Below are 25,049 nucleotides of genomic sequence, written 5' to 3'. Positions count from 1 at the left end.
GGAATGAACGCTGGAATGAATTCTATTGCAGCACTTGAATTCCCTGTCCGATCAAATGAGTTGTCCAGATGCCGAGATTCGGATCAGGAATTCGATCGCGCAGAGCTTGCTTCACTCGATCGGCTTCAGCCTGAGAGCCTACTAGAGCAAACACCGTGGAACCAGAGCCAGACATCATCACACCCAGCGTCCCCAGTTCGCCCATCACTCGGCGCAGATCTGCTACCTGCGGATAGGCAGGCAAAACGACTTTCTCCAGATCGTTATGCAAAAGCTGCCCGATCCGCTGACTGTTGCGCTGAGTAATCGCCGCAACCAGCTCACTCGAATGCACGCTCTTTCTGCGTCCTAACAGCGTTTCGCGATCGGGTGCGTAGGTATGCTGAAACTGTTTGCGGTAAGTCTGATAGGCCCAAACGGTGGAAACAGGCAAATCTTGATACTTCGCCAGCACTGCATAAAGCGGATCGGGACTGGTCAAAGGGGCAAGTTGCTCTCCCCGACCTGTGGCGAGCGCCGTGCCACCCATGACGCAAAAGGGAATATCTGATCCGAGGCGGGCGGCAAGTTCCTGAAGTTCCACTCGCGTCAGTCCCAAATTCCACAGCAGGTCAATGCCAACGATGACGGCAGCAGCATCAGCAGAACCACCCGCCAGCCCCGCCCCGATCGGAATATTCTTCTCCAGCGTAATCTCCACGCCGCCAAATCTTTGAAACTGCTCTGGAAACTGCTGCGCCATCAAAGCTCCTGCCCGATATGCCAGATTGCTTTGATCCGATGGGACTTCTGCATTGCTGCACAATACCTGAATTCGCTCGGTTCCGTTCGCCCGCAGCGTTAGTCGATCGGCAAGGTCAACGCTCTGCAAAATCATGGCTAGCTCGTGAAACCCATCGGGACGATCGCCAATGATCTCTAAATACAAATTAATTTTGGCAGGAGCCAGCAGTTTATAGGTTTGCATGAATAACAGCAGTGAAAAACACAGGTGCAGCAGGGTGAGCTGTTCAGGAGGATAGTTAAAATTATGTTTGTCTCTCTAGTTTTCCTGCGCTGCGAGGAACCTAGCTCACTTTAGGATCTCCAAGTCGCCTATAAAGGGGGATTTAGCGGGCAATGCAGGATCTCAAAAACGCTTCAAATCTCCTCTTCGATCAGCCTTTAGAATTTATCACTCTTCCGATCGGCATTCTTCTAAAAATTCTGACTAAAATCTGACTAAAAAAGGTGAGCATTGCCCACCCTTACCACAAGGATTAACTTCACGCAGGTTTGATTAACCCACGGGAGCAGGACTCAGCAACGCGATCGCCTCGGTTGAATCGCCCTTGATTCGTTCCAGCTTTGCGCCCAACCCTTTGAGCTTGCCTTCCAGGTTGTCGTAGCCGCGATCGAGGTGATGCAGCCCTTGAATCGTAGTCGTTCCATTTGCCGCCAGCCCTGCCAGCACCAGCGCAGCTGAAGCCCGCAAATCTGTTGCCACCACGGGCGCGCCCGACAGCAGGGGAACTCCCCGCACAATCGCAATATTGCCCTTCACCCGAATATCAGCCCCCATCCGGTTCAGCTCAGCGACATGGCGCAGACGGTTTTCAAACACTGTTTCGGTGATAATGCTATTGCCGTCGCTCAGGGTCAGGAGTGCCATGAACTGCGCCTGCATATCCGTCGGAAAGCCGGGAAAAGGCATCGTTTCAATATCGGTCGCCCGATGCTGCTGCGTCGGAATTACCCGCATCCGATCGGGAGCCTCTAGCACCACCTTCACGCCAATTTCTTTCAGCTTCGCCACCACCGCCGTCAGGTGATCCGGCACGATCGGGAACAGGCTGATTTCCGATCGAGTAATCGCACCCGCCACCAAAAAGGTTCCAGCTTCAATGCGATCGGGGATGATTGGGTAATCGGTCGAATGAAGCTGGGGAACGCCTGAAATCACGATTGTATTGGTTCCCGCGCCCTGAATGTTAGCTCCCATCGATCGGCAAAAGTTCGCCAAATCAGCCACTTCGGGTTCCTGAGCCGCATTTTCCAGAATCGTTTCCCCTTCTGCCAGGGTTGCCGCCATCATCAGGGTTTCAGTCGCGCCCACACTGGGACAGTCGAGGTAAATTCTTGCGCCCTGAAGCCGTTTTTTGCCGCCCTTGATGTGGGCATGAACGGTGCCATGCTCAATCTGCACATCGGCTCCCATTGCCTGCAAACCCCGAACGTGCAAATCGACCGGACGCGCCCCGATCGCACATCCCCCCGGCAACGGCACTCTCGCGACACCCAACCTCGCCAGCATCGGACCCACGATAAAAAAGCTGGCGCGAAGCTGACTGACCAGCTCATAGGGAGCTTTAGTCACTTCAAACTGGCTGGCATTAATGTCCAGCACGTTGCCCTGCCGCTCCAATTTTACTCCCAGAGCAGACAAAATTTCGCCCATCCGCCTGACATCGATCAAAGACGGAACGTTGCGAAGGCGACAATCACCTGAACAAAGCAGCGCACCTGCCATGATCACAAGGGCAGAGTTCTTCGCACCACTGATGCTGACCTCTCCGGAAAGAGAGTGCCCTCCCAAAATTTGCAGCATCGATTTGTCTTCTTCGGGTAGAGCAGATTGGCTCGATAGGCTAAGAGTGGAAGTAATGGCTCTGTCCTCCAAATAAGCGAATGGGGTTGGCAACTAAGTTACCTAGAAACGAAATAAATTTGGTAATGATTCTAGCGGAAAGTTTCAAAATGTCCAGAACGAGTGTAAAGGTGAGCCGCAGATTTGTATAGCGTAGGTTTGCAGAACTCGTCCGTTTCAAAAATAATTGCCGAACCAGTTGACGAATGAAAGACTTTAAGGCAAGATTAGAAATCGCGGTTGAGATGCGACACACAGCAGGCTAAACCGTTCGCCGAACCGAGCAGAAAGTCTGCAAGGAACAGGCGAGGTCGAAGAAACGTGCGGAACTGGCGGAATTGGTAGACGCGCTAGATTCAGGTTCTAGTGTCTGCAAAGACTTCCGGGTTCAAGTCCCGGGTTCCGCATTTTAAGCCAGAATAAGCTCAAGCTAAATTCAAGCGAATCTTGAGCCTGAATAAGCCAACTGGAAAAAATTAGCCTTGAAGCGATCAAGCCTGGAGAAACCTGCTCCGGGCTGGCTTCTCTGAATTAGTGATTTCCTAATGCTTTATTGTAGGGGCTGTTGCTGTACATCCACTCCTATCGATCGGATGAATCGATAGGATGAATTGAAGCACGACGGGGTAGAAATCCTGCACCTCGTCCTTCAGCCGCGATAGCCACCACAAATTTCGCCTATTCCCAGTCCACTCCAGAGCGAAAATGATAGCCTGATCGATACTGCAATTCTCTGCAAGCAGCCGACCAAGGCGAAGTAGAAGCCCCAAAATGCTGACCAGTTTGCAAAATCCTCTCGTCAAGCAACTTCGGAAACTGCACCGGGCAAAAGAGCGACGAGAACAGCAGGTGTTTTTGCTCGAAGGAACCCATCTGCTTGAAGAAGCCTGTGCGACCCATGCTGAGCTAGTCGTCGTGTGCTGTACTCCTGAGTGGCAGGCGGCTCATCCACAACTCTGGCAACAGGTGAGTGAGCAAGCCGATCGCTCGGAGTTAGTCAGCGAAGAAGTGTTGCAGGCAATCGCCACGACTGTGAATCCCGATGGCGTTGTGGCAACGGTGCGGCGAAATACTCTTACGCCAATCGGCTATGATCTGCGGCTAGCGATCGCTCTGGACAAGCTGCAAGACCCAGGTAATCTGGGAACGATTATTCGCACGGCAGCCGCTGCAGGGGCAGAAGGGCTATGGCTGACCGCCGACAGTGTGGATCTAGATCATCCCAAAGTGCTGCGAGCAACTGCTGGGCAGTGGTTTCGCCTGCCCATGACTGTTACGCCCGATCTCAAATCCGACCTGATTCAGTTTCAGCGTCACGGGGTTCAGATTGTTGCCACCCTGCCGACTGCTACCCTCACTTACTGGGAAATTGACCTGACCCTACCCAGTCTGATTCTGCTGGGCAACGAGGGAGCCGGACTGTCGCCAGATATCGCGGCATTTGCAGAGGTAGCAATACAAATTCCGCTTGTGCCAGGCGTAGAGTCGCTGAACGTGGCAATCTCCGCCGCTTTGATTTTGTATGAAGCACGTCGCCAGCGAGAACTCAAGCGAGAGTAGCAAACCGAGGATTAGAAAGGCTGAGATGAGGATTCGATTTCGAAGGCTGCTTCAAAGCAATTTCGGCTGCTTTTTCACGGTCTGCTCTATATCTGCAACCGCCTCTTCGAGAATTTGAGTTTCTTTTTCGCTCAGCAAAGAAGCAGACTGGGTATCTTGAGAAGCCCTTGGCGCACTTGCCTGGGGTGAAACTGACAATCAAGCCGACTGCTGTTCCCCCAACTGCTGTTTCCCAGGCGATTGAGAGAGCCGAGGAACCCTTCAATTGTCTTCTGGTAAAGATATTCGGAAGTCATTGAAACTATCTCTGTCGATCGCTGATGGTTTTTGAAAACGTATTCCTAGAATTCGTCCAGAAGCTGCTGATCCGATCGCACCCTGCCGCGTAGGATTACGGATCTTTTCACCGTGCACAAGCCTGACTCTTGCATAAAACATCGAAATCACTGAGGTAAATTAGGTAAACAGTTGTCTAATCGTCCCTTCAACACCGAAAATGGAAGACTGAGCATTGCAGAGGAAGAGCGAAGTGAGTCACGAATTCGACTACGATTTAGTGATTATTGGGGCGGGCGTAGGTGGACATGGAGCCGCGCTGCATGCCGTAAGCTGTGGGCTAAAGACTGCCATTATTGAAGCAGAAGATATGGGAGGAACCTGCGTCAACCGCGGCTGTATTCCTTCAAAGGCACTACTGGCAGCTTCTGGGCGAGTGCGGGAGCTGCGAAATGCTCATCATCTGAAAGCATTCGGAATTCAGGTTCAACAAGTTTCATTCGAGCGGGAGTCGATCGCCGCCCATGCCAACAATCTGGTTGCCAAAATTCGAGATGACCTGACGAATAGCCTGAAGCGGCTGAAGGTTGAAACGATTCGCGGGCGCGGTCGAATTGCAGGTCCGCAAAAAGTCACAGTGACCTCCAGCACAGGCGAAAAGACGATTACCGCCAAAGACATTATTCTCTCGCCGGGCTCTGTGCCGTTTGTGCCGCCAGGAATCGAGATTGATAATAAAACAGTCTTTACCAGCGATGACGGTGTTAGGCTCGAATCCCTGCCTAACTGGATCGCGATTATCGGCAGTGGCTATATCGGTCTGGAGTTTGCTGATATTTATACTGCGCTAGGCAGCGAAGTGACGATGATTGAAGCCCTCGATCAGCTGATGCCTGGTTTTGATCCCGACATTGCGAAGCAGGCACAGCGCGTTTTGATTGCCCCTCGTGATATCGAAACCAAAGTCAGCACCCTGGCAAAGCGAGTGATCCCCGGTTCGCCCGTAGTCATCGAACTTGCAGACGCGAAAACCAAAGAAGTCGTTGACGTGCTGGAAGTCGATGCTTGCCTCGTTGCAACCGGACGCATCCCTGCCACCCAAAATTTGGGGTTGGAAGCTGTCAGCGTTGAACTCGATCGCCGAGGCTTTATCCCCGTGAACGATCGCTTAGAAGTTCTTGTAGACGGTCAGCCTGTGCCCCATCTCTGGGCGATCGGCGATGCCACTGGAAAAATGATGCTAGCTCATGCGGCTTCGGCACAGGGCATTATCGCCGTTGAAAACATCTGCGGTCGGTCGCGCATCGTGGACTATCGCAGCATTCCAGCCGCCGCCTTTACCCATCCCGAAGTCAGCTTTGTCGGGCTCACCGAACCCGCCGCCCAGGAACTTGCCAAAGCCGAAGGCTTCAAAGTGGCAACGACACGGTCGTACTTCAAAGGCAACTCGAAAGCGATCGCCGAAGGCGAAACTGATGGAATAGCAAAAGTGATTTACCGCGAAGATACGGGAGAAGTGCTGGGCGTTCACATCCTGGGACTCCACGCCTCTGACCTGATTCAGGAAGCCGCCAACGCGATCGCAGAAAGGCGATCGATCAAAGACCTCGCTTTTACTGTTCACACCCATCCCACGCTATCTGAAGTGCTGGATGAGGCGTATAAGCGGGCAGTTGTTGCGCATTGATGAGGGGATTGGGGCAGTGAGGGAGTAAGTAGGTGGCTCGGTGGATAAGGGGAAGCTGGATTCCTGGGGCAATTCTGCTTCCTACTTCTTTATCCTGGCTCCCTTGACTGCCTTTATTTCATCACCCTTTACCCCCTGCTTCTTTCATCTGCCCACTTCCTTTACTGCCCACTTTTTACCCCTTACCTCACCCTTCCCTCACCCATACACCCCCTCACCGACTCCCTTCAATGCAAATCCGTCGCCGCCAACCTAACCCCACGATCGCTGTCGAGTTTGTCCGCTATCAAGCTCAGCTTCAAGATGCGGAGCCGCGCCATATTCTTGAAGAGATCGTTTGGCAGAAAGAAAAAGAAGTCGATAAGATGCGGGAGCGTCTGCCCCTGATCGAGCTGCAGCAACAGGCAAAAACTGCGCCGCCTGTCCGGGATTTTCTGGCTGCACTCAAGTCAGCTTCCAGTCATCCTGCCCTGATCGCGGAAGTGAAGAAGGCTTCTCCTAGTAAAGGCATACTGCGGGAAGATTTTGATCCAGTGGCGATCGCCCAATCTTACGCTCAAGGAGGAGCTGCCTGTATCTCGGTGCTAACCGACGAAAAATTCTTTCAGGGCAGCTTCGAGAATCTAAAGCAAATCCGAGAAGCGATCGATCTTCCGTTGATTTGTAAGGATTTCATCATTTATCCCTATCAAATCTACCTGGCGCGAAACAACGGAGCTGATGCCATCCTGCTGATTGCAGCAATTTTGCCGGACAAAGACTTGCAGTATTTCCTGAAAATTGCACGAGTTCTGGGCATGACCGCTCTGATCGAAGTGCATACCCTGGCGGAACTCGATCGCGTCCTGGCTTTGGAAGGAGCGACGTTGGTGGGGATCAACAACCGCAACCTGGAGAATTTCACGGTAGATCTGCAAACGACTGAAGATTTGCTAGCGGCACGGAGCGAGGAAATTCGAGCGCGTGAAATCCTAATAGTCAGCGAGTCCGGGCTGCATGCTCCAGCGGAACTAGAGCGAGTTCGTCAGGCAGGTGCAGGGGCAGTCCTAATCGGAGAATCGCTAGTCAAGCAGCCCGATCTTCAGCAAGCCGTTGAAGCGATTTTGGTAAATTCGCGCCGCTGAGCGAGCGATTTACTCGCAGGTTTAAAGATTTAAGTGCATACTTAAGTCATGTTGCAGCTTTTTTACAATTCCTAATCCCCAGGTTGCATGGAGCCTATTCCTCTTCCTTCGCATATCCACTACGAGTTATTGCTCCAACTGCTTGAACGTCAAACTATGCAAGCAGTTGGATATCAATCTCCCCAGCAGGAGCAAGTGCATGAGCTAATCATCACTTTGCGAAAAGCCTTGTCTCAGCAAAAGCACCTCGAAGAGAGCTGCCAGCGAGCCAATCTGCCGATCGATTACCGCTGGTCGCTGAACTCCACTTCGGCAAACTCACTACCACCGGATCTCTGTCAGCCTCAATCCTAAGCCCAGGCTTGTGCTGGACAAGTGGTTTGACCTGAAAGTAAGTGTTGCTTAAGCAGCAGGCTTAAGCTCTCTTTTTCCTGACAGAACCTCTTCCAGATTAAGTTTTAAAGTCCCTGGCTAATCAGTCTCTGACGAATGGAAATTTAGGGGGCGATTCAGAACCCCTAATCCTGAATCAAACATTCTCCAAGAGTGGCAGTTCAAGAAATTTAGATTGGAAAAGTGCCACTTTGGAATTCATCCGGTAGACTGTTGGCAGCGTCTTTTAGACGGATATTGACCGGATTTTTCCTGCGTGATTCCCTGGAGGTTGGGAGTGTCCCAGTCCGATGCGCTACACGATCGCAGCATGATACCTCATCCTTCCGCGATGCCAGCAGAGACGATTCCATCCGAATCCACCAGTTTGGCAGAGTCGGGGTTGTCAATTACGGCTGCGGACTATCAGGCATTGCTGAATGAGCTGGAGCAGGCGCGAGACCTCGATCAAGAGCGGACAACTCGCATCCATCACCTGGAGCAAGCTCTCGATCAGGCACTCGCCTATCTGGATGAAGTCAGAATTCAGGTGCAGGAGCAAAGCATTCTTGAAAAACAGCTTGCTGTCACCGAAGAATTTTCTCAGGTGCAGCAGCAGGCGATCGCCCGACTCAAACTTCAGCTTTCGGAGCAGCAGCAGGCAATCGAAACCCAGCGGATCGAAACCCAGCAGCGCGATCAGGCGATTCAGGAGCTATTGCAGTCGATCGAGGCCATGACTCGGCTTCAGCAGCAGGAAGTTGAGCGGTTGCGGCTGCGGCTCGCACAGGATCAGCTCGAAAATCAAAATCAGAGACACCGCCTTGCCAAGCAGATTCAGGACTTACAAGACGCCCTGGACCTACGCCAACAGCGCGTCGTTGAACTCGAATCGGAAACCCTGGCAGCACGATCGCTTTCGGTAACCCTTCAGGGACAGCTCGAAGTCGCTCAACAGCAGATTCACGAGCTTTCAAACCATCTTTTTCAGCAGCAGAGCAGCTATTCCCAGCTCGAAGCACAGCTCAAGCGAATGCAGGCTGCCCTGGTCGAACAGCAGCAGCGTATTGCCCACTGGCAGCAGGTAATTCATCGTACCGAGAGCCAGGGCAAAACCACTCTGGAACGAGATCTAGAAGCCGCCCACCGCCAGGTCGAAAATCTGGAGCAACAGCTTGTTCAGTACACCATTCAGCAAAGCCGCTGGCAGCAACAGCAGCAAGAGCTAGAAGCAGAGCGGGAGCTGCTCCAAGAACGACTCACAACGCTAGAACAACGCATGGCAGAAATGCAGGAGCAGATTTTGCATCAGGCACAGCAGGGAACAGAGTACGAAACTGCTGTGCAATATTGGAAAGATCACTACAATCGCGGGCAGGGACAGATCGCTCAGATCAAAGCCTTAATTCAGCAGCTTCTTACCCATCACGCCTCGGCTCATGCTCTGCCCCCAGAGTTGCTCCAGTCGTTTCAATCGGTTATGGCTCATTCTGCGGAATCTTCTTCCAGCGTTTCTCCGCTACGGCTCACAACGGTTGAACTTCCCGATTTTCTGGTGCGTCGTCGCGCCCAAAATGTAAAAGATCAGGGCAAAGATTCAGGTGCAGGAACTAATCAGGCTTAGTCCTCTTCCTGGTTCGCCAAACGCTTTCATGCTTGTGTTTCAATCCAGACGATCGCACCTTGAGTTCAGACAAAATTGACTTCAGACAAAATGCATTGGGCAGAATCGCTAATCCTAGTTCCCCTTATTTCCCCGATTCCTGCTCCTTCCCAGAGCCATCTCCCAACTCCACCCCATTTGCCTTCCTTTGTTCCCTCGATTCCCTTATCATCCTTGCAACGTCATGACTGCCTGGGAGTTAGAGAATGACAACGTTAGCTTTTGAGCATCAAAAAATTGGATAGGCTTAAAAGTTGTATGATCAGGGTTTGAACATTATCACAACGAACTCCACAGATCAGAGCAGCAGGACAGAGCAATGGACGATAAGTTAATGTTGATGATTCCGGGTCCAACCCCTGTGCCCGAACAGGTATTGCTGGCACTGGCAAAGCACCCGATCGGACATCGCAGCGGCGATTTTGCCAAGATTATGGCAGAAGTGGTCGAGGGTTTGAAGTGGCTGCATCAAACGCAAAACGATGTGCTGATTCTGGCAGCCAGCGGCACCGGGGCAATGGAAGCCGGGATGATCAACTTCCTGAGTCCGGGCGATCGAGTCCTGGTGGGCAACAACGGCAAATTTAGCGAACGCTGGGCAAAAGTTTGTCAGGTTTATGGCGTCAACGTCGAGCAGGTCACCGCAGAATGGGGCAAGCCTGTTGATCCTGAAGCTTTCCGGGAGCGTCTCGAAGCCGACACCGAAAAGCAAATCAAAGCGGTGATCGTCACCCACAGCGAAACATCAACTGGGGTATTGAACGATCTGGAAACGATCAGCCGGTATGTGAAAGCGCACGGCGAAGCTCTGATCATGGTTGATGCTGTTACCAGTCTAGGTGCAACCAGTGTACCGATCGATGAGTGGGGTTTAGATGTCGTCGCATCTGGTTCACAAAAAGGATTTATGCTGCCGCCTGGATTGGGATTTGTCGCAGTAAGTCCCAAAGCCTGGAAGGCATACGAAACTGCAAAACTACCGCGCTTCTACCTGGATCTGGGCAAATATCGCAAATCTGCAAAAGAAAACAGCACCCCCTTTACTCCCGCAGTCAATATGTTCTTCGCGCTTCAGGTTGCTCTGAAGCTAATGCAAGCAGAAGGGCTAGAAAATATCTTCGCTCGCCATCGTCGCCATACCGAGGCAACCCGCGCTGCTATGAAAGCCTTGGGACTGCCCCTATTTGCGGCTGACTCGAATGCAAGCCCTGCGATTACTGCCGTTGCTCCGGTCAATGTTGAAGCTGAGCAGATTCGATCGATTCTGAAGAAGAAATTTGATATTATCCTGGCAGGCGGACAAGATCAGCTCAAAGGCAAAATCTTCCGGGTCGGACACCTGGGATTTGTCAGCGACCGCGATATTCTGACTGCGGTAAGTGCGATCGAAGCTGCTCTGCAAGAGCTGCACTACGAGAACTCATCTCCTGGCGCTGGAGTTGCTGCTGCTGCTCAGGTATTAACTCAAGCGTAATTCTGCTCAATTTCATCGAATATTTCAACGAGAGGCGAATTAGATTTTGCCTCTTTTTTTCATTCTTTACAGCAGAAGAGCTGTGCTCAGTCAATTACTGCTCCAGGATAGGGATGCATAATTTCCCCAGGTTTTTCCTGCCAGCTTTGCAGCTAAATCTGCTGCATTGTCAACCTTTAAGAAATGCGTTTGGACAATTTCCCCATCAGGAACACCTTCTTTGCCGCGCTTTTGCTGATTAAATTGTACGTCTACAGCTCCCGAAAAGCTTTCACCTAGCAGGATGCTTAATGTTTCCGAATAGAGCGTTTGTTCGATCGCAAAAAACGGGCTAACCCGTAATGGATTAACCCGCCGAATTGGGAACGCTGATAAAACTTACTGAACAACCAGCTTCACGTTAGCGTTTTGCAGACCAGGACGCTTAACTTCAGCCAGCGTCTTGTTTACAGCATACTTCTGGTTGATCGAGTTGATCAATTCGGTCTGGTTGTGCTTCTTAGCAACACCCCACAGATCAGCAATCAGGTCAAAAGAACCATCTGCATTGCGAGACCAGCCCAGATCATACTCGCCATCCAGAACAGCAACGATGTCTGCACGAACGCGCTGACCGTTATAGCCACGTACATCAGCTTCCGTCTTCACGGAGATACCCAGATCCCGCAGCGAGGACTTCAGAATTTCAGATTCGGTGATCTTGGTACGCAGAGTGCTAAAGTGAGACATTGGATTTCCTCCTGTAGAGAAGTTGAGAGAAACGACAAACGTTAGGAAGTGTTTACGCCGATCGCTAAGCGGTTGGAATGCCAACGGATACGGCTCTTTGGACTAGACTGCTAGCTTCTGTTGCTAGCCTTTCCTCGCCTGTTGGGAACCAGGAGAGAAAGCTTGTTAGAACTCCAGCCGCTGATATTCAGCAACCGAAGAAGCAGCAGGTCTTGCTCTTTGTCCTGCCCAATCTCTCAGGGCAGTCACCTGCTCGCTCATGGTCTTGGAGAGCGGCATCGTGGCTCGAATCGCTGCAATAATGTCCAGTTGGGTGAATTCCCTATCCTGGGCAAATGCTTCGTACATTGCAGCAACAAGTGCCTGCTCAATCTCCGCACCTGAAAATCCTTCGCAAACCTTCACCAGTTGATCCAGGTCAAAGCGGCTAATATCGCGCCGACGCTTGGACAGGTGAATCTTGAAAATCTCTTTGCGCTCCTCATTGTTCGGCAGATCAACGAAGAAAATTTCGTCAAATCGTCCTTTTCTGAGGAATTCTCCAGGCAAACGCTCAACCCGGTTTGCCGTCGCCATTACAAATACAGGCGATGACTTTTCCTGCATCCAGGTCAGGAAGGAACCAAAGATCCGGCTGGAAGTACCTCCATCAGAATCTGCTGACCCTGCACTGCCTGCAAACGCTTTGTCAATTTCATCAATGAACAGAATCGCTGGGGAGATTGACTCAGCCGTTTTTAGCGCATTTCTCAAGTTTGCTTCCGATCGACCCACCATTGAGCCATCATAAACTCGTCCCATATCTAACCGCAGTAGCGGCAGACCCCAGAGGCGGGAAGTTGTTTTTGCAATGAGCGACTTTCCACAGCCCGGAACACCCAGAATCAGCATCCCTTTTGGCTGAGGCAATCCGTACTCTCTTGCCCGCTCGGTAAAGGCGTTCGATCGCTGGCGCAACCAGTGCTTTAGCTCCTCTAGTCCGCCAACCGCATCTAGGGTTTCATCTTCTTCGATGTACTCCAGAATGCCATTGCGACGGATAAGCTGCTTCTTCTCAGTTAAAACGATATCTACTTCAGTCTCCGTCAACCGCCCAGACATTACATATGCCTTGCGATAGACTTTTTCAGCTTCATCGCGAGTTAAACCCAGCGTTGCTTTCAGCAGCTTCTCACGCGCTTCGGTCGAAATCCGAGTCGGGTCAGGGCGACCCAGGCGAGCCCGCTCACGCTGCTCACGCTGAATTTGGTCTAGTTGATGAGTGAGTACTTGATTCAGCTCTTCCAGAGAAGGCAGGGCATAATCTACCACCACCACCTCTTTTTCTAGCTCAATCGGCACAGTCTGCACTGGAGACATGAGAATAATTGTCTTCTGGGCATCCTTGAAGCTCGCGATCGCATCTCGCAGCCAGCGCGTGACACCAGGCGAATCAAGGAACGGGTGCAAATCTTTAAAGACGTAGAGACCGGGTTCCTTTTGACGTACTACCCACTCGATCGCCGCTTCAGGAGCAACGGTATTGTGCTGAGTAACATTTCTGGGTTGACCATACTCAACAATTCCGTGAGTCATCGTCCAGACAAAAATTCTTCGAGATGGCTTTGTCTGCACCAGCGATGAAATTGCTTGCTCTGCCCGCTCCTCCTCAGACGTGACGAGGTAGATCAGAGGATATTGAGCCTGAACTAGAATATTAAGCTCTTCTTTCATAACCATGACCTATTAAGAGACGGTGCAGATGTCAGGAGTAGACAACTGCCAAACTGGGTAACAGAAGTCCAACGCTGAAAAAGACAATTTCACGTTCAAATCAAAACTACTGAAGCAAGCAAACTTCTAATAACAAGAAGAAACCTAGCAGGGAACCAGTTCGCCCTCACCTCGCTGATCGGGAGAACCCTTTGGAAGTCGCTCTACCGATGCTTCTTCGTCTAACAGAATCTCCGCTTGACCGCTCAGAGCCGCCATCTCTCCCTCTTTCAGAACGAGCAAACTTGCACATTCGGGGCAACTGTAAACCCGGTGAGTTTGCCCGTGAGCTGCTTCTACCTCATCAACTACTTCAGAATGAGTGAGATAGAAAACAATTGCACGCTCTGCGATTGTGGACATCGGCTCTAATTCAACTGCGGAACGAATTTTGAGCTGGCGGTGCAGGTCTGGAGGAAGGTATAGCGTAACTTTGTGCTTGTCTTGCATAACAACGACTATTTATTGAATACCCGGGTATGTATGACACGATAAACGGCAAAACAGGTACTGTCAAGACGGCTTGCTGTCATGACAGCATTATTGTTACATCGCTTAACATAAACCCAAAAGTGCTTGAAAACCAACCATTTCCCAACCTCAAAAGTTCAAAAAATCATCTCTCGACCGAGTGATATTGCTCTGATTTAACCAGGAATTCTAAAAATAGAAACTCCTATAAATCGTGAAGCATCAACTCCACCCGACCAGCCTTACCTTTCCATTTTGAACTTAGAAAAGGCTGGCTCTCTGTATAGTTTGGTGGAAATGATTCTATATCGGTGTGCTGGGAAAATTCAGGCAAGAATCCAAAGTAAGCTGCTTAAAAATTAGCCGCTCTAAGGTTAGCCGCCTTTAGGTATGAGCATTCCTTGTGTCTATCTAGCCGATCGCTAGCTTGAACTGCTGAGATAGACGCGCTGTTCTTGAAGCACCTGATGATACAGCACCTCAAGCTGGGTAATGTTTTGGCTGAGGGTATAGCGATCGAGAACACGCTGACGGGCTTTGCGCCCCAGGAGCATGGTCAGTTCTGGGTGATCCTGGAATAGGGGCAAAAGCGTTTGAAGCTGAGTCGCAACTCTTTGCGTACTGAGAACCACTCCTGCGCCTTTTTCCAGCACTTCACCATCTGCACCCGCATCAGTGGCAAGGCAAGCAACCCCACAGCTCATCGCTTCCAGCAGCGACAGAGATAGCCCTTCCACCAAAGACGGCAGAATAAACACATCCGAGCCGCGCAGGATTTGAATTCGCTGCCGCTCGTCAGCTACAAAGCCTAACCAGATAACACCTTGCTCCTCGCCATAGGTACTCATAAGAGACGGAGCCAGCGGACCATTGCCTACGACCACTAACTTGCTGTAGCAGTTCATTTCTGCCTGCTTCCAGGCGCGCAGCATGGCTTCGACGTTCTTTTCGACCGAGATGCGCCCCTGATAAACAAAGATACGCTGTGCCTTGAGTTCTGCTTTTAGCTTGGACAGCCCAGGCGAGTATTTGTCGGCATCCACACCGTTTGGAATTACGGCAAGCCGCTGCTTGGGAACCCCCAGACGAATGAGCAGATCGCGCTGAAGCTTAGAAAAGACGATCGTGCGATCGTAGTTTGCTAGCGAAGGGGCATAAAGCTGATAAGTAAGGTGCTGAGTCCCAGAGGTAAAATTTCTCGCTTTACGGGCAAAGGCGGGATGAAAGGTAGCAACCAGGGGTAAGTTTAGCTCCTGACAGATTTCCGGCAGCAGAAAGTCGAGGGGCGACAGCGTGAGCGACGCATGAACTAGATCGGGCTTTAGCTGGCGAAGTGCTTCGGTCAGCACCCGACTCGATTTCGGCGAAGGAATGGTATAGATTTGGGACTTATAAAGAAAAGGAATCGAGACTTCCTGGCAATCTCCCCATTCGTTCGTCACGCCCGTCTCTTCTTGGGCGAAATGGAGAAAGCTGACTCGGTAGCCTCGGTCTAAGAGCGCGTTAGTCACTTCTCGACCGTAGGTGACGTTGCCACAAAACGGAGATTTCTTTCCTATCCAGGCAATGTGCATTCAACAGGATTCACTTAATCAGGATCATTAAATCTTGTATTAAGGATTTTAGTGTGTCCTGTCCCTTCTGCAACATTCTACTTCCGAGAAATTGACCAGGTGAGCGTTCCACCCCCGATTACCAGCACGGCTAGTCCCAGAAACACTGCCCGCAGCCCAAAGAATGTTTCTGCTACCCCTGCTAATGCCAACGGCAGGCTCAGCGCAATGTTAATAGCATTGTTTTGTAGCCCAAACACCTTGCCGCGCATCTCTTCTGGGGTTTCTTCCTGAATAGCGGTCTGCATGGGAATTCCGGCAATCGCCGCACAAGACCCAAGCAGCACCAGCAGCGGCAGCATAATGATCAGACGATGAGCCGTCACCGCAATCAGGGCAAGCGCAACACCCATGCCGATCGACCCATACAGGCTCAACTGACTGCGCGTAAACCGCTGCCCAAATTGTCCGACCACCACTGCCCCAATCGCCATTCCTACGCCGCCAGCCGCCAGCAAAAAGCCAAACTGGGAAGATTTGATTTCCGGCATGACTTCTGCCAAGCGCACTGCCAACACCGCCAGAGCCGCAAAGGTCGAGAACAAGATTACCAAATGCAGTAGGGCTGCCCGAACGTGGCTCTTCTCCTTCAGATAGCGCAACCCGTCGCGAATGTTATTCCAGACATCAGGTAGGGATTCGTCGGAGTCGATCGTCTTTTCATTCGTTTGCAGGAAGATTAGCATCAGTCCCGCAATCACATAGCTGCCGCCTACTAAAACTTCTTTCCCGATCGCTGGAGGCAGGTGAAACTGAGCGGCGATCGGTGCAGCAATCATATCTGCCAGAGCCAGCAAAGGTTCTCCTAGGGCAAATCCCACAATCACCGATGCCATCATCGTCATGGTGTAGAGCGAGTTTGCCGAGAGCAAATGACGGCGATCGACAATCAGCGGAATCACTGCCTGCTCAGCCGGAGCAAAAAACTGCGTCAGCGTTGAGACCAGGAACGTCACGCCCAGCACTATCAAAAATCCTACAGGCAGACCGCCCAAAGCACTCCAGCCCTGCGAAATCCAGAGCAGAAACGGCACACTTAGCACCAGTCCGCCCCGCAGCAGATTCGTGGATACCAGCACTGCCCGCTTGCGCCAGTGATCGACAAAAACCCCAGCGATCGAGCCAAACAGTACAGCGGGAATCGTGAACGCGATCATCAGCGATGATACCCAACCGCTAATCGATTGATCCGCTGCCTGAAAGCGATTGGCAATCAGAGCGATCATCAGCACTAAATAAACCTTGTCAGCAATTTGAGAAAACACCTGCCCGCCCCAAAGGGTAAGGAAGGCGCGGTTCTTTAGCACGGGCACCAATCCCGGCTCCGAAGCGGTTGCCTGCTGGCTCTGATCGCTGCCATGAGAACCGTTGCCGTTCCCCCCAGTACCATTGGAGCCGTTTAAGTGATTTCCTGCTGCTTTGTTTCCCTGCTCAGACCGACCGAGGTGAGTTTGACCGTCCCAGGTTTTCTGCGACGAGTCCGAAACGGTAGACTGCGAAATGACACCGAGGTCAGCAGATGGATCAAAACGATCGTCTCCATCGGCACATAGCACATAGTCCGGTAGCCGAGACGAAGAAGGACTGGAATTCTGACGGTTGACTTGTCCCAGATGCGGCTGTCCCAGGCCCAACTGTCCTGAGTCCGCTGCCATGCCTCCACACCCTTCTCCAATCCCAGGATTAAGCGGATTAGATCGAGAAATGGACGCTGAAGTTGGGAGATTGTCAAACGATCGCATCATAGTTTCTGGAGAGAAAGGTCACTAGCCGGAGCAAAACAGGGATCAATCAGGGTAGCCGAGCGAATCGGTCGGTCAAAGTGATATTGAGCATAGTGACGCAGAATCCGCTCGATGGGAAGCCAAATCTGATTAGAAGCAAAGGCGGGAGGGTCAGCCTGCATCAGTGTTTCTAGCAAGTCGGGTTTCGTCAACTGCTGAAGCAGGTATAGCTCGATCGCAGTGATTTGGGCATGTAGCTCTGGGGGAGTTTGGGTGAAATTTGTAGTGCGATGCGAAGCAGTTCCCTCGTGGGGGTGATCTGAAAGAATCTTCGGCGCACCAGACGGGGCTTTACGCGGAGGAGCCGTGTCGAGACGCAGATTGGCCAACTCCGACAGCAGCACCACACCACCCGCAACACTGCTAAAGCCCGTGCGCCAATCTGGGTCAGAAAAATCAGGAGTAATTTCTTTTTGAGTGACACCGCAGCGAAACACCTGAGGCGCAATTCCGGCAAGGGCCAGCAGATGAAACATGGCGTGAACCAGACAGGGCAGCGTCACAATTCCGGATAGCGTTTCCAGTCGGGTCAAATGTTCGCACAGCAAGTGAAATAAATCTGCCTGAGACTGCTCGCTGAGAGCTTGATAGAGGGCAAGCTCCGCCAGATATTGAGCTGCTGTGAGCTTTTTCAGATCCTGGCTCAGCCCGGGAAACGACTCGACGGTTTCTGCCTGAATCACTTTATCTAAATTCTTGCCGCTGACAATCAGCAAATTATTCACCACAAATAAGCCGCTGCGTCCACCCAAACTGGACTTATGCTTGCGTGAACCAGGCGCGACCACTCGCAGTAGCCCCAATTCCTCGGTCAGAATCGTCAGCAGCCGATCGGACTCACCCAGGGGCGTACTCTTGAGATTAATTCCGATCGCCTTGTAGGTTCCGCTCATAGTCCTTCCGCGTGTCGCCTCCCCTACTTCAGGGTATCGCGTTGGCGCATGAGTTCGACGCCTCGCGAAGTGCCCAACCGGGTTGCGCCTGCCACAATCAGGTCGATCGCTTGCTCAACGGTACGGATTCCCCCCGCTGCTTTGATGCCTACCCGGTCTTTAGTGAACTGCTTAAGCAGCTTAACGTCCTCGATCGTTGCGCCGCCAAACCAGCCCGTACTCGTTTTCAGGTAAGCCACTCCTGCATCTAAACAAACATCGGCTGCCATTTTTTTTTCGTCGTCGATCAGCAGTGCCATTTCCAAAATTGCCTTCACAGGCTGGCCTAACTCACAGATTTCTGCCAGTTCATGGTGCAGCTCGTTGGTTTTGCCGACCTTTAGCCAGCCTAAATTGAGCACCACATCCAGCTCGCTGGCTCCGTTTTCGACGGCTTCCTGAGCCTCATAAAGCTTGACTGCCGAAGTCGTTGCACCTGCCGGAAACCCGATCACCGTGCAAATTTTAGGAAACTTATTACGCAGGATCTCGACTGCCTGCTTCACATGGGTAGGATAGACACAAACTGTCGCAAACTTATAGCGATCGGCTTCTGCACAACAGCGTGAGACATCCTCAGGGGTTGCCGTTGGAGTTAGCAGGGCATGCTCGATAAAGCCAGCGAGATCAATTTCGGGGTGTGAGTCAGCCATAAAGGACCTTTCGCTTCCCTTATCACTTTTATCAGAAAAGATACAGAAGCCTGTATTTCTCAGGCTTGATTCTGCCCAGTTTCATGTAAAAAGCCCTGCAAAAGGCTGAGATCCGTGTTCTACAGCACAGCCAATCAGTAGGGCTACGCTATGCTGTGAGTAGGTATCGCCTTATTTCTCACACTCACAGCAGTTTTGCAGGTAACTATGACTTCTCCTTCGTCCGCCCCCGCTTCGTTTTCGGATGATTTGATTTGGGACAACCTCAAGCAAGCCATTACAGCCAGTTCTGGTTTCCACCGGTGGCAGGCAGAACGATCGCTGACGTTCCATACTGCTGAGCAGACCCTTGACCAGCTCGTTAGCCGCTACCTGCGCGAGACCCTGGAAACTTTAGCCTACTAATATAAAAGCTTGTAAAAAAGCTTGCAATAAGAATGAGCCTCCAGAAATGGAGCTGGAGACGATCGCACAAGACTGCTCTTACCTAGCTGCTCTTATTAAGAGAAACGAGTTCAAAGAGAGAAACTGGTTCAAACGAGCAAATTAGAATAAGCGAAAGCCCTCCAGGAGATTTTGCAGCCCTCCCTGGAGGGTATTTAGCAGCTCGGCGGCTTCTGCAATTCGATCGCCTTCGACCACGACTGCGCCCGCCGGGTAATTTTGCACCACTTCGATCAGGCTAATTCGATCGTCCTCGCTGGCAGATAGAACGAGAGCCGCCCGCATTGCCTGAGTATCGGCCGTCCGGGATGGGGTATGAACGTAATCACTTAGCTGCCGTAGGGTAACCTCACCCAGCGGACTGTTCAAAAAGCGATCGAGCGTAACCTGATCGACCCTAACCTCCCGGCTCAGGGCTTCCTGCACATCAGTCGGGTTTTGTCCCGATCGCTTCATCAGCCTTTCCAGCGTTGGTGATACCTCACCCTGCTCCGCCAGAGCCGTCAACTCCTCAACCGGAACCGACCCCCGAAAGATTTTGTACTTCCACGTCACCCGTCCGGCAGCCAGTGCAGTTGTTGCAGCCAGCGGCATGATTGCGCTTAGAAGTCCTGCAATCAGGGTCAGCATCCGGGATTGGAGTTTTGGCATGGTTTGTCTTCCTGAAAATGCAGAAGTTGAGCGGCGGTTTCAGTCTAGTGCTCGATTTGCTGGCGCATTTAACGTTCGATTTGCTGGCGCACTTAACGTTCGATTTGCTGGCGCAAAATAATCTCGGTCGTCTGGCTGGCCTGGTTGCCCTCGATCGCCGTTGCCCGAATTCGATAGCGTAATCCCGGAACCGCAATTCTGGGCGGCGGAACTGTCACTTCAAACCGTCCGTTATTGTCTGCGGTAAATTCCCGATCAACAATCACTTCCCCACCTACGGGAACGCCGAGGACGGTCGCGCTGCCCAGGATATTTACCTGAACTCTCGCATTCGGTCGGGTTTGACCCACCAGCGTAAAGCCGTTTCTACCGACTCGTCCGCCGTCCTGATAGTTGGTGAATCGGGGTTGAAGTTCGGCAGTATTACCGCCCGTGTTGCCACCTGTATTTCCTCCGGGATTGCCGCCCGTATTTCCCCCTGGAGGTGTTCCGACCGAGGTATTAAAGGCAATAGGCTGAGCCACTGCCCCATAAACGGATTGGGTTTGACGACGCAGACGTGCCAGGATTGCCGTTTCCGCTGAGCGATCGCCCGACTGCACTGTGTAGTTGACCCGATACACGCCCGACGAAGTCTCCGTTGCAGGCAATTCACGTACGGTTCGTCCATCCTGAACCAGCAGCACCGAGGCTTGCAGTCCAGGAGTGCCATTGATCGTCACAGTCAGGGTTGAACCTGTATTCAGCGGTGCAACTCCGGCATTAGTGGTAACAGATGTAAGCTGAAGCGGCTGCCCCTGCACCGAGAAAGACCAGGCAAGCGTCCGCTGTTCGCCGTTGTTGTTGCGATATTCCACCCGCACCTGATTGACTCCAGAGGGCAAGCTCTGAGTAGGACGGTAGGTAAAGAAATTGGGCGTTACCGAGCTTTGGCTCGTCACATCCTGGCCGTTAACAAAGATGCGAACTGATCTGACATCGATCGTCCCAGAGGCGTCGAACTGCCCCGAGATAAAGGCATTGGGCGAAACGTTGGTGCTGTTGCTGGGCGGTGTGACTTCAACGACGCGCTGAGCAAGCGCAGGCTGAACCATTCCTGGCGCAGACAGCAGCATAGGTGAAGTGGTAAGCAGCACCCCAATGGCAGATAATCCCAAAAGATATGAGCGATTCATAGGTACTTTTGTAATAGTAGATGGAGTTTGTCTTTGGTTTCGACAGGAGCTTTGTCGAGGGGCGTAATAATGGCGTACTTTAGAGCAGAGTGAGCATCAGAGACAAACGGGGTTTCGCTGAGACGGCGCACCGTTTCTCGAATCACTCGTTGGGCGTTCACGGCATTTTTGGTGAGATTGGCGATCACGAGATCGACAGTCACGCTGTCGTGGTCAGGATGCCAGCAGTCGTAGTCGGTGACAAGGGCAAGGGTGGCATAGGCGATTTCGGCTTCCCGCGCCAGCTTTGCTTCGGGCAAATTCGTCATGCCAATAATCGTTGCGCCCCAGCTTCGATACAGATTGGATTCTGCCTTGGTCGAGAAAGCCGGACCTTCCATACAAACGTAGGTTCCACTCCGGTGCAGTGTGACATCGGGCAAGTCTAGACTCTCGATCGCCTCAGACAACACGCCCGCCAGCTTGTGACAAACCGGGTCGCCGAACGCAATATGCGCCACAATACCTTCGCCAAAAAAGGTCGAGGCGCGATTTTTAGTGCGATCAATAAACTGATCAGGAATCACCATATCGAGGGGCTTTGCCTCCTCCCGCAGTGAACCGACTGCCGACGCTGAAATCAAATATTCCACGCCGAGCTTCTTCATTGCATAGACGTTTGCCCGAAATGGAAGTTCCGACGGCGTCAGCGTGTGATTGCGGTTATGCCGTGCCAGAAATGCCACCCTGGTTCCATCGAGCGTTCCGACAATCAGCGCATCCGAGGGCTTCCCAAAGGGCGTGTCAATTTCTACTTCCTCAACGTCCTTGAGTGCTTCCATCTTATAAAGGCCGCTGCCGCCAATAATGCCAATTTTGATCGGTTCCATAAATTTTCCTGTAGTTATTTGCTGCCACAAGCCTGAGTATTTTACGACGATGACCGTCCGAACTGCCTCTCTAGCTCATTAATTCTGAGTTGCCGTGTAACAACAATTTTGTTTTGTTGGTGGTTAAAGGTTTTAGTTCCATCAATCAGGTCAATTAAATGCAAGTCAATCCGGGGAAACTTTGAAGATTGAAGGAATTTCGGCTTTCACAAAGATAAGGAAGTGAGGTGGACTAAATCTAGCGATTCGAGCATTGGTAGAGCGATCGCCGCACAGAGTTCGTCAATTCCGCAAAAAACACTGCTCTCCAGCGTTGCTGCATCATGCATGGAGTACCTCTCATACTCCTCCAATATCCGCTGCGATCGCTTCAGTACTTTCCAAATTCCCGTAAAATCAGGAAGTTCAGTGTTTGGGACAGCAACATCGTGTTAGCAGCAGTTTTGTACGGTCAGGAAGATTTGCGGCTCGAATCGGTTGCCGACCCAACTCCCGCCCCGGGAGAAGTCATCATTCGCGTCAACGCAGCAACCACCTGCGGCACCGATCTCAAAGTCTGGCGCAGGGGTGGTCATGCCCGAATGCTTAAGCCTCCGACCCTGTTTGGACATGAAGCTGCCGGACAAATTGTGGCACTGGGCGAAGGCATAACGGGATGGAAGGTGGGCGATCGCGTTGTGGCAAATAATTCTGCACCCTGTCACGAGTGCTTCTTCTGCAAAAAACAGGAATATTCCCTCTGCACTGACCTGTGCTTCAACAACGGTACATTCGCCGAGTACCTCAAAATCCCTGCCCCGATCGTCCGAGACAACCTCCTCCCGATTCCTGAAGGACTCCCCGATGCGCTGGCAGCTTTGACTGAACCGCTTGCCTGTGTACTGCATGGCGTCGCACGATCAAATGTGAAACCGGGCGACCGCGTAGTTGTGTTGGGCGATGGAGCGATCGGGCTGATGTTTGTGGCAGCATTGAGCTTGGGTTACACGGGCAACCGAGATCAGCAGCGGCAGGCTCCCCCAGAAATTTTCCTGTTTGGCGGCAGCAATCAACGGCTGGAAATCGGTAAACAGTTTGGCGCAGTCCGCACGTTTAATCACCGTCAAGTCACAGACATTCCTGCCGCTGTAAAAGAACTGACCGATGGCTGGGGTGCAGATGTAATTATCGAAGCGACCGGATCACCTCAAGTTTGGGAAACGGCGATCGCCTCTGGCCGTCCGGGAGCTACAGTTAATCTCTTCGGCGGCTGTCCCCGCGACACGTCCATCACCGTCAGCACCGAGCAGCTTCACTACTGCGAACTTACCCTCAAAGGCGTGTTTCACAATACTCCCTTCTTTGTGCGCGAAGCGGTAGCAATGCTGGCAAGCTACACCCTGCCCTTTGAACTAATGGTGAGTGATCGGCAGCCGCTTAAAAACCTGGAGCAAGTGTTTTGTGACATGCGCGATCGAAAGGTGATTAAGGTCGCAATTACGCCATAACAACGCTGCATATCACTAATTTAACCGGGTTGGATGACGGCAAATTTAGAACATTGGCTGCCCTAAGCAGTTGGCGTTCTTTAATGCGTATTCGATTACTGCTACTGCCTATCTCTGTCCAGATCGTAGAAGGCTTTTTCGTAAAGCCAATCCTTTGAACGATCGGAAAATTTCTGCTGATAGCGGTCTATCACGCGATCGGCGAATATCAGGAGCAGAGGGATTACCAAGCAGATGTGGCTTCCTTTGACGAATCCGCCGGATTTGAATCCCCCTACTAAGCAATCTGACTGCAAGCTCGCATTGCCCAAACCATGATTTGCTTGGTACAAAGTAAGCGAACTTCGTGAAGATTTTTTGGTCGATCTCTGAAAAGTATGCCAGGACGCGGACTTGAACCGCGGACACGAGGATTTTCAGTCCTCTGCTCTACCAACTGAGCTATCCCGGCAGGGCGTGCTTTGTGTGCTTAATTAAATTAGCAAACTTTAGGAAAGATTGGCAAGCTTTTTGTTTGCTTTTCCGGCTGACTGTAAACCTGTGGTTCTCCGTTCTTCAGAGCTAGACTAGGTCGCTAGATTGTACCCCGTACCATAGGGTTGCGAATGGAAGAACCACAGCTTGCGATCGCAGCGATTAGATTGGGCGGAGCTTTGTTACCTTGAGCGTGAACGCACCTACACCTTGTCCAGCATAAGGACTGACGCGCACAATGTAATTGCCGGGGCGAGTAACGCGAGCAAACAGCAGCGAATTTGTCGTGCCGTCGGGTCCATCGTCATTCTCAGCAACGGTTGAGCCATCAGGCGCAATCAGAGTCAGGATGGTATCGAACTGGTCTGAAGTCAAATCAATCACGACCTGATCGCCTTCCTTGAAGTCCACCAGATAGTCTCGCGCAAACCCGCCAAAGCCAGTAGGAATGTCCTGGTCTGTGATGCTATCGCTGACCTCATTGCTCGACGGCATTGGAATTGGACGATAGAGAGAAGACTGGGAAGATGCAGTTTGAGCGACAGCCGTTTGAGCGATAGCGACCCATGAGCCGATCGCCAGCGTTGCGGGAACCATCAGCGGCAGGAAAGACTTGAACATCAAGGATTTGAGCATACGAGATCAAGCACTCTAGCAAAAAACTTCGTCAATTATGGCTCACTAGATTGAAATCGATGCAAACCCTTTGAAGAAATTAGGGTTTCGATCGACATTCCTGCCGGAGTGCTGCTCTGACCCTCTGCCCGGGCACTACCCCAAGCGATCGAGACCGCGTCATTCTCCTTGCAGCAAAACTGAGTTTCAACGACCTGCGCTCGATCGCTCCATTTCTCGCCCCATTGCCTGAAACCCAGCTTGCATCGCGCGATTGGCTTACACTAGGGGAAGATAAAGATAATTGTTGCAAGCACAGCGGAACGGACATTTCTTATGGCTGTTGAAGTTGAGATTTATACCTGGAGTACCTGCCCTTTTTGTATTCGGGCAAAAGCCCTCCTGAAGCAAAAGGGAGTGGACTTTGAAGAATACTGCATTGATGGCGATGAGGCGGCTCGGGCGGAAATGGCGAAGCGGGCAAACGGGCGGCGCAGTCTTCCCCAAATTTTTATTGACAGGCAGCATGTGGGCGGCTGCGATGATCTGTATGCCCTCAATGCAAGTGGCAAGCTTGACCCTATGCTGCAAGCTTAATCGGAACGCTCTTTTCTGCCC

At 51.8% G+C, this 25,049-nt stretch carries 23 protein-coding genes and 2 tRNA genes; 10 read left to right on the top strand and 15 right to left on the bottom strand.

The window, feature by feature from the left end:
- Positions 1 to 22: 22 nt before the first annotated feature.
- Complete coding sequence (ispE, locus tag NDA02_RS09495) at positions 23 to 967, bottom strand: 4-(cytidine 5'-diphospho)-2-C-methyl-D-erythritol kinase (protein WP_348254852.1); 945 nt, start codon at positions 965 to 967, stop codon at positions 23 to 25.
- Between the two features lie 312 nt (positions 968 to 1,279).
- A complete protein-coding gene (murA, locus tag NDA02_RS09490; RefSeq protein WP_348246855.1) occupies positions 1,280 to 2,659 on the bottom strand; it encodes a UDP-N-acetylglucosamine 1-carboxyvinyltransferase in 1,380 nt (459 codons plus the stop codon).
- A gap of 290 nt (positions 2,660 to 2,949) precedes the next feature.
- On the opposite strand from murA, the gene NDA02_RS09485 reads away from it, so the two are divergent.
- Both NDA02_RS09485 and NDA02_RS09480 read left to right on the top strand, forming a co-directional pair.
- Positions 2,950 to 3,033 (top strand) — tRNA-Leu (locus NDA02_RS09485).
- Between the two features lie 364 nt (positions 3,034 to 3,397).
- Positions 3,398 to 4,186, top strand: coding sequence for an RNA methyltransferase (locus NDA02_RS09480; protein ID WP_190794212.1), 789 nt, complete (start codon positions 3,398 to 3,400; stop codon positions 4,184 to 4,186).
- Between the two features lie 51 nt (positions 4,187 to 4,237).
- On the opposite strand, the gene NDA02_RS09475 is transcribed toward NDA02_RS09480, so the two are convergent.
- Positions 4,238 to 4,384 carry a hypothetical protein gene (locus NDA02_RS09475; protein ID WP_190794211.1) on the bottom strand — a complete coding sequence of 49 codons (147 nt, stop codon included), beginning with the start codon at positions 4,382 to 4,384 and terminating at the stop codon, positions 4,238 to 4,240.
- A 331-nt stretch (positions 4,385 to 4,715) separates the two neighbouring features.
- Here NDA02_RS09475 and lpdA point away from each other — a divergent pair, with 331 nt between their 5' ends.
- From lpdA to NDA02_RS09450, 5 genes are all read left to right on the top strand, one after another.
- Positions 4,716 to 6,149 (top strand): dihydrolipoyl dehydrogenase, encoded by a 1,434-nt coding sequence (gene lpdA / locus NDA02_RS09470; RefSeq protein WP_348254850.1) that lies wholly within the window; start codon positions 4,716 to 4,718, stop codon positions 6,147 to 6,149.
- A gap of 230 nt (positions 6,150 to 6,379) precedes the next feature.
- On the top strand, positions 6,380 to 7,273 hold the full coding sequence (gene trpC, locus NDA02_RS09465) for an indole-3-glycerol phosphate synthase TrpC (protein WP_348254849.1): 894 nt from the start codon (positions 6,380 to 6,382) through the stop codon (positions 7,271 to 7,273).
- Between the two features lie 87 nt (positions 7,274 to 7,360).
- Positions 7,361 to 7,627: a DUF5340 domain-containing protein gene (locus NDA02_RS09460; RefSeq protein WP_348246799.1), complete on the top strand. Its 267-nt coding sequence runs from the start codon at positions 7,361 to 7,363 to the stop codon at positions 7,625 to 7,627.
- A 316-nt stretch (positions 7,628 to 7,943) separates the two neighbouring features.
- On the top strand, positions 7,944 to 9,269 hold the full coding sequence (locus tag NDA02_RS09455; protein ID WP_190794208.1) for a hypothetical protein: 1,326 nt from the start codon (positions 7,944 to 7,946) through the stop codon (positions 9,267 to 9,269).
- A gap of 358 nt (positions 9,270 to 9,627) precedes the next feature.
- Positions 9,628 to 10,782: an alanine--glyoxylate aminotransferase family protein gene (locus tag NDA02_RS09450; protein ID WP_348254848.1), complete on the top strand. Its 1,155-nt coding sequence runs from the start codon at positions 9,628 to 9,630 to the stop codon at positions 10,780 to 10,782.
- A 378-nt stretch (positions 10,783 to 11,160) separates the two neighbouring features.
- On the opposite strand, the gene NDA02_RS09445 is transcribed toward NDA02_RS09450, so the two are convergent.
- From NDA02_RS09445 to deoC, 7 genes are all read right to left on the bottom strand, one after another.
- Positions 11,161 to 11,511, bottom strand: a complete 351-nt coding sequence (locus tag NDA02_RS09445; RefSeq protein ID WP_348246797.1) for a DUF1257 domain-containing protein — start codon at positions 11,509 to 11,511, stop codon at positions 11,161 to 11,163.
- A 165-nt stretch (positions 11,512 to 11,676) separates the two neighbouring features.
- Positions 11,677 to 13,224, bottom strand: coding sequence for an AAA family ATPase (locus NDA02_RS09440; RefSeq protein ID WP_190793744.1), 1,548 nt, complete (start codon positions 13,222 to 13,224; stop codon positions 11,677 to 11,679).
- 144 nt (positions 13,225 to 13,368) lie between these two features.
- Positions 13,369 to 13,713 (bottom strand): hypothetical protein, encoded by a 345-nt coding sequence (locus NDA02_RS09435; RefSeq protein ID WP_348254846.1) that lies wholly within the window; start codon positions 13,711 to 13,713, stop codon positions 13,369 to 13,371.
- A 443-nt stretch (positions 13,714 to 14,156) separates the two neighbouring features.
- Positions 14,157 to 15,308, bottom strand: a complete 1,152-nt coding sequence (locus NDA02_RS09430) for a glycosyltransferase family 4 protein (protein WP_190793742.1) — start codon at positions 15,306 to 15,308, stop codon at positions 14,157 to 14,159.
- Positions 15,309 to 15,385: 77 nt separating this feature from the next.
- Entirely contained in the window at positions 15,386 to 17,002 is a 1,617-nt protein-coding gene (locus tag NDA02_RS09425) for an MFS transporter (protein ID WP_190793741.1), read from the bottom strand.
- Between the two features lie 86 nt (positions 17,003 to 17,088).
- Positions 17,089 to 18,024, bottom strand: coding sequence for a DNA repair protein RecO (gene recO, locus NDA02_RS09420; protein WP_190793740.1), 936 nt, complete (start codon positions 18,022 to 18,024; stop codon positions 17,089 to 17,091).
- A gap of 23 nt (positions 18,025 to 18,047) precedes the next feature.
- Positions 18,048 to 18,716: a deoxyribose-phosphate aldolase gene (gene deoC, locus NDA02_RS09415; RefSeq protein WP_190793739.1), complete on the bottom strand. Its 669-nt coding sequence runs from the start codon at positions 18,714 to 18,716 to the stop codon at positions 18,048 to 18,050.
- A 207-nt stretch (positions 18,717 to 18,923) separates the two neighbouring features.
- On the opposite strand from deoC, the gene NDA02_RS09410 reads away from it, so the two are divergent.
- Entirely contained in the window at positions 18,924 to 19,121 is a 198-nt protein-coding gene (locus NDA02_RS09410) for a hypothetical protein (protein WP_190793738.1), read from the top strand.
- A 141-nt stretch (positions 19,122 to 19,262) separates the two neighbouring features.
- Here NDA02_RS09410 and NDA02_RS09405 read toward each other — a convergent pair whose 3' ends face one another.
- From NDA02_RS09405 to NDA02_RS09395, 3 genes are all read right to left on the bottom strand, one after another.
- Positions 19,263 to 19,811 carry an alpha/beta hydrolase gene (locus NDA02_RS09405; RefSeq protein ID WP_190793737.1) on the bottom strand — a complete coding sequence of 183 codons (549 nt, stop codon included), beginning with the start codon at positions 19,809 to 19,811 and terminating at the stop codon, positions 19,263 to 19,265.
- A 92-nt stretch (positions 19,812 to 19,903) separates the two neighbouring features.
- The gene (locus tag NDA02_RS09400; protein ID WP_190793736.1) at positions 19,904 to 20,986 is read right to left on the bottom strand and encodes an Ig-like domain-containing protein; all 1,083 of its coding nucleotides are present in this window, start codon (positions 20,984 to 20,986) and stop codon (positions 19,904 to 19,906) included.
- Complete coding sequence (locus tag NDA02_RS09395) at positions 20,983 to 21,855, bottom strand: S-methyl-5'-thioadenosine phosphorylase (protein ID WP_190793735.1); 873 nt, start codon at positions 21,853 to 21,855, stop codon at positions 20,983 to 20,985. Before NDA02_RS09395 ends, NDA02_RS09400 begins: the two co-directional genes overlap by 4 nt.
- Before the next feature lie 428 nt (positions 21,856 to 22,283).
- Here NDA02_RS09395 and NDA02_RS09390 point away from each other — a divergent pair, with 428 nt between their 5' ends.
- On the top strand, positions 22,284 to 23,342 hold the full coding sequence (locus NDA02_RS09390) for an alcohol dehydrogenase catalytic domain-containing protein (protein WP_348254844.1): 1,059 nt from the start codon (positions 22,284 to 22,286) through the stop codon (positions 23,340 to 23,342).
- Between the two features lie 378 nt (positions 23,343 to 23,720).
- On the opposite strand, the gene NDA02_RS09385 is transcribed toward NDA02_RS09390, so the two are convergent.
- Positions 23,721 to 23,793, bottom strand: a tRNA-Phe gene (locus tag NDA02_RS09385).
- Between the two features lie 185 nt (positions 23,794 to 23,978).
- On the bottom strand, positions 23,979 to 24,437 hold the full coding sequence (locus NDA02_RS09380; protein WP_190790677.1) for a PPC domain-containing protein: 459 nt from the start codon (positions 24,435 to 24,437) through the stop codon (positions 23,979 to 23,981).
- 330 nt (positions 24,438 to 24,767) lie between these two features.
- Between NDA02_RS09380 and grxC the strand changes: the two genes are divergently transcribed.
- A complete protein-coding gene (grxC, locus tag NDA02_RS09375) occupies positions 24,768 to 25,028 on the top strand; it encodes a glutaredoxin 3 (protein WP_190790678.1) in 261 nt (86 codons plus the stop codon).
- The last annotated feature ends 21 nt before the right edge of the window (positions 25,029 to 25,049 follow it).

It is taken from the genome of Leptolyngbya sp. ST-U4 (assembly GCF_039962215.1).
GTDB lineage: Bacteria > Cyanobacteriota > Cyanobacteriia > Elainellales > Elainellaceae > Leptolyngbya_A.
The sequence above is the reverse complement of the archived record's forward strand: the minus strand, read 5'-3'. Positions and strand labels throughout refer to the sequence as shown.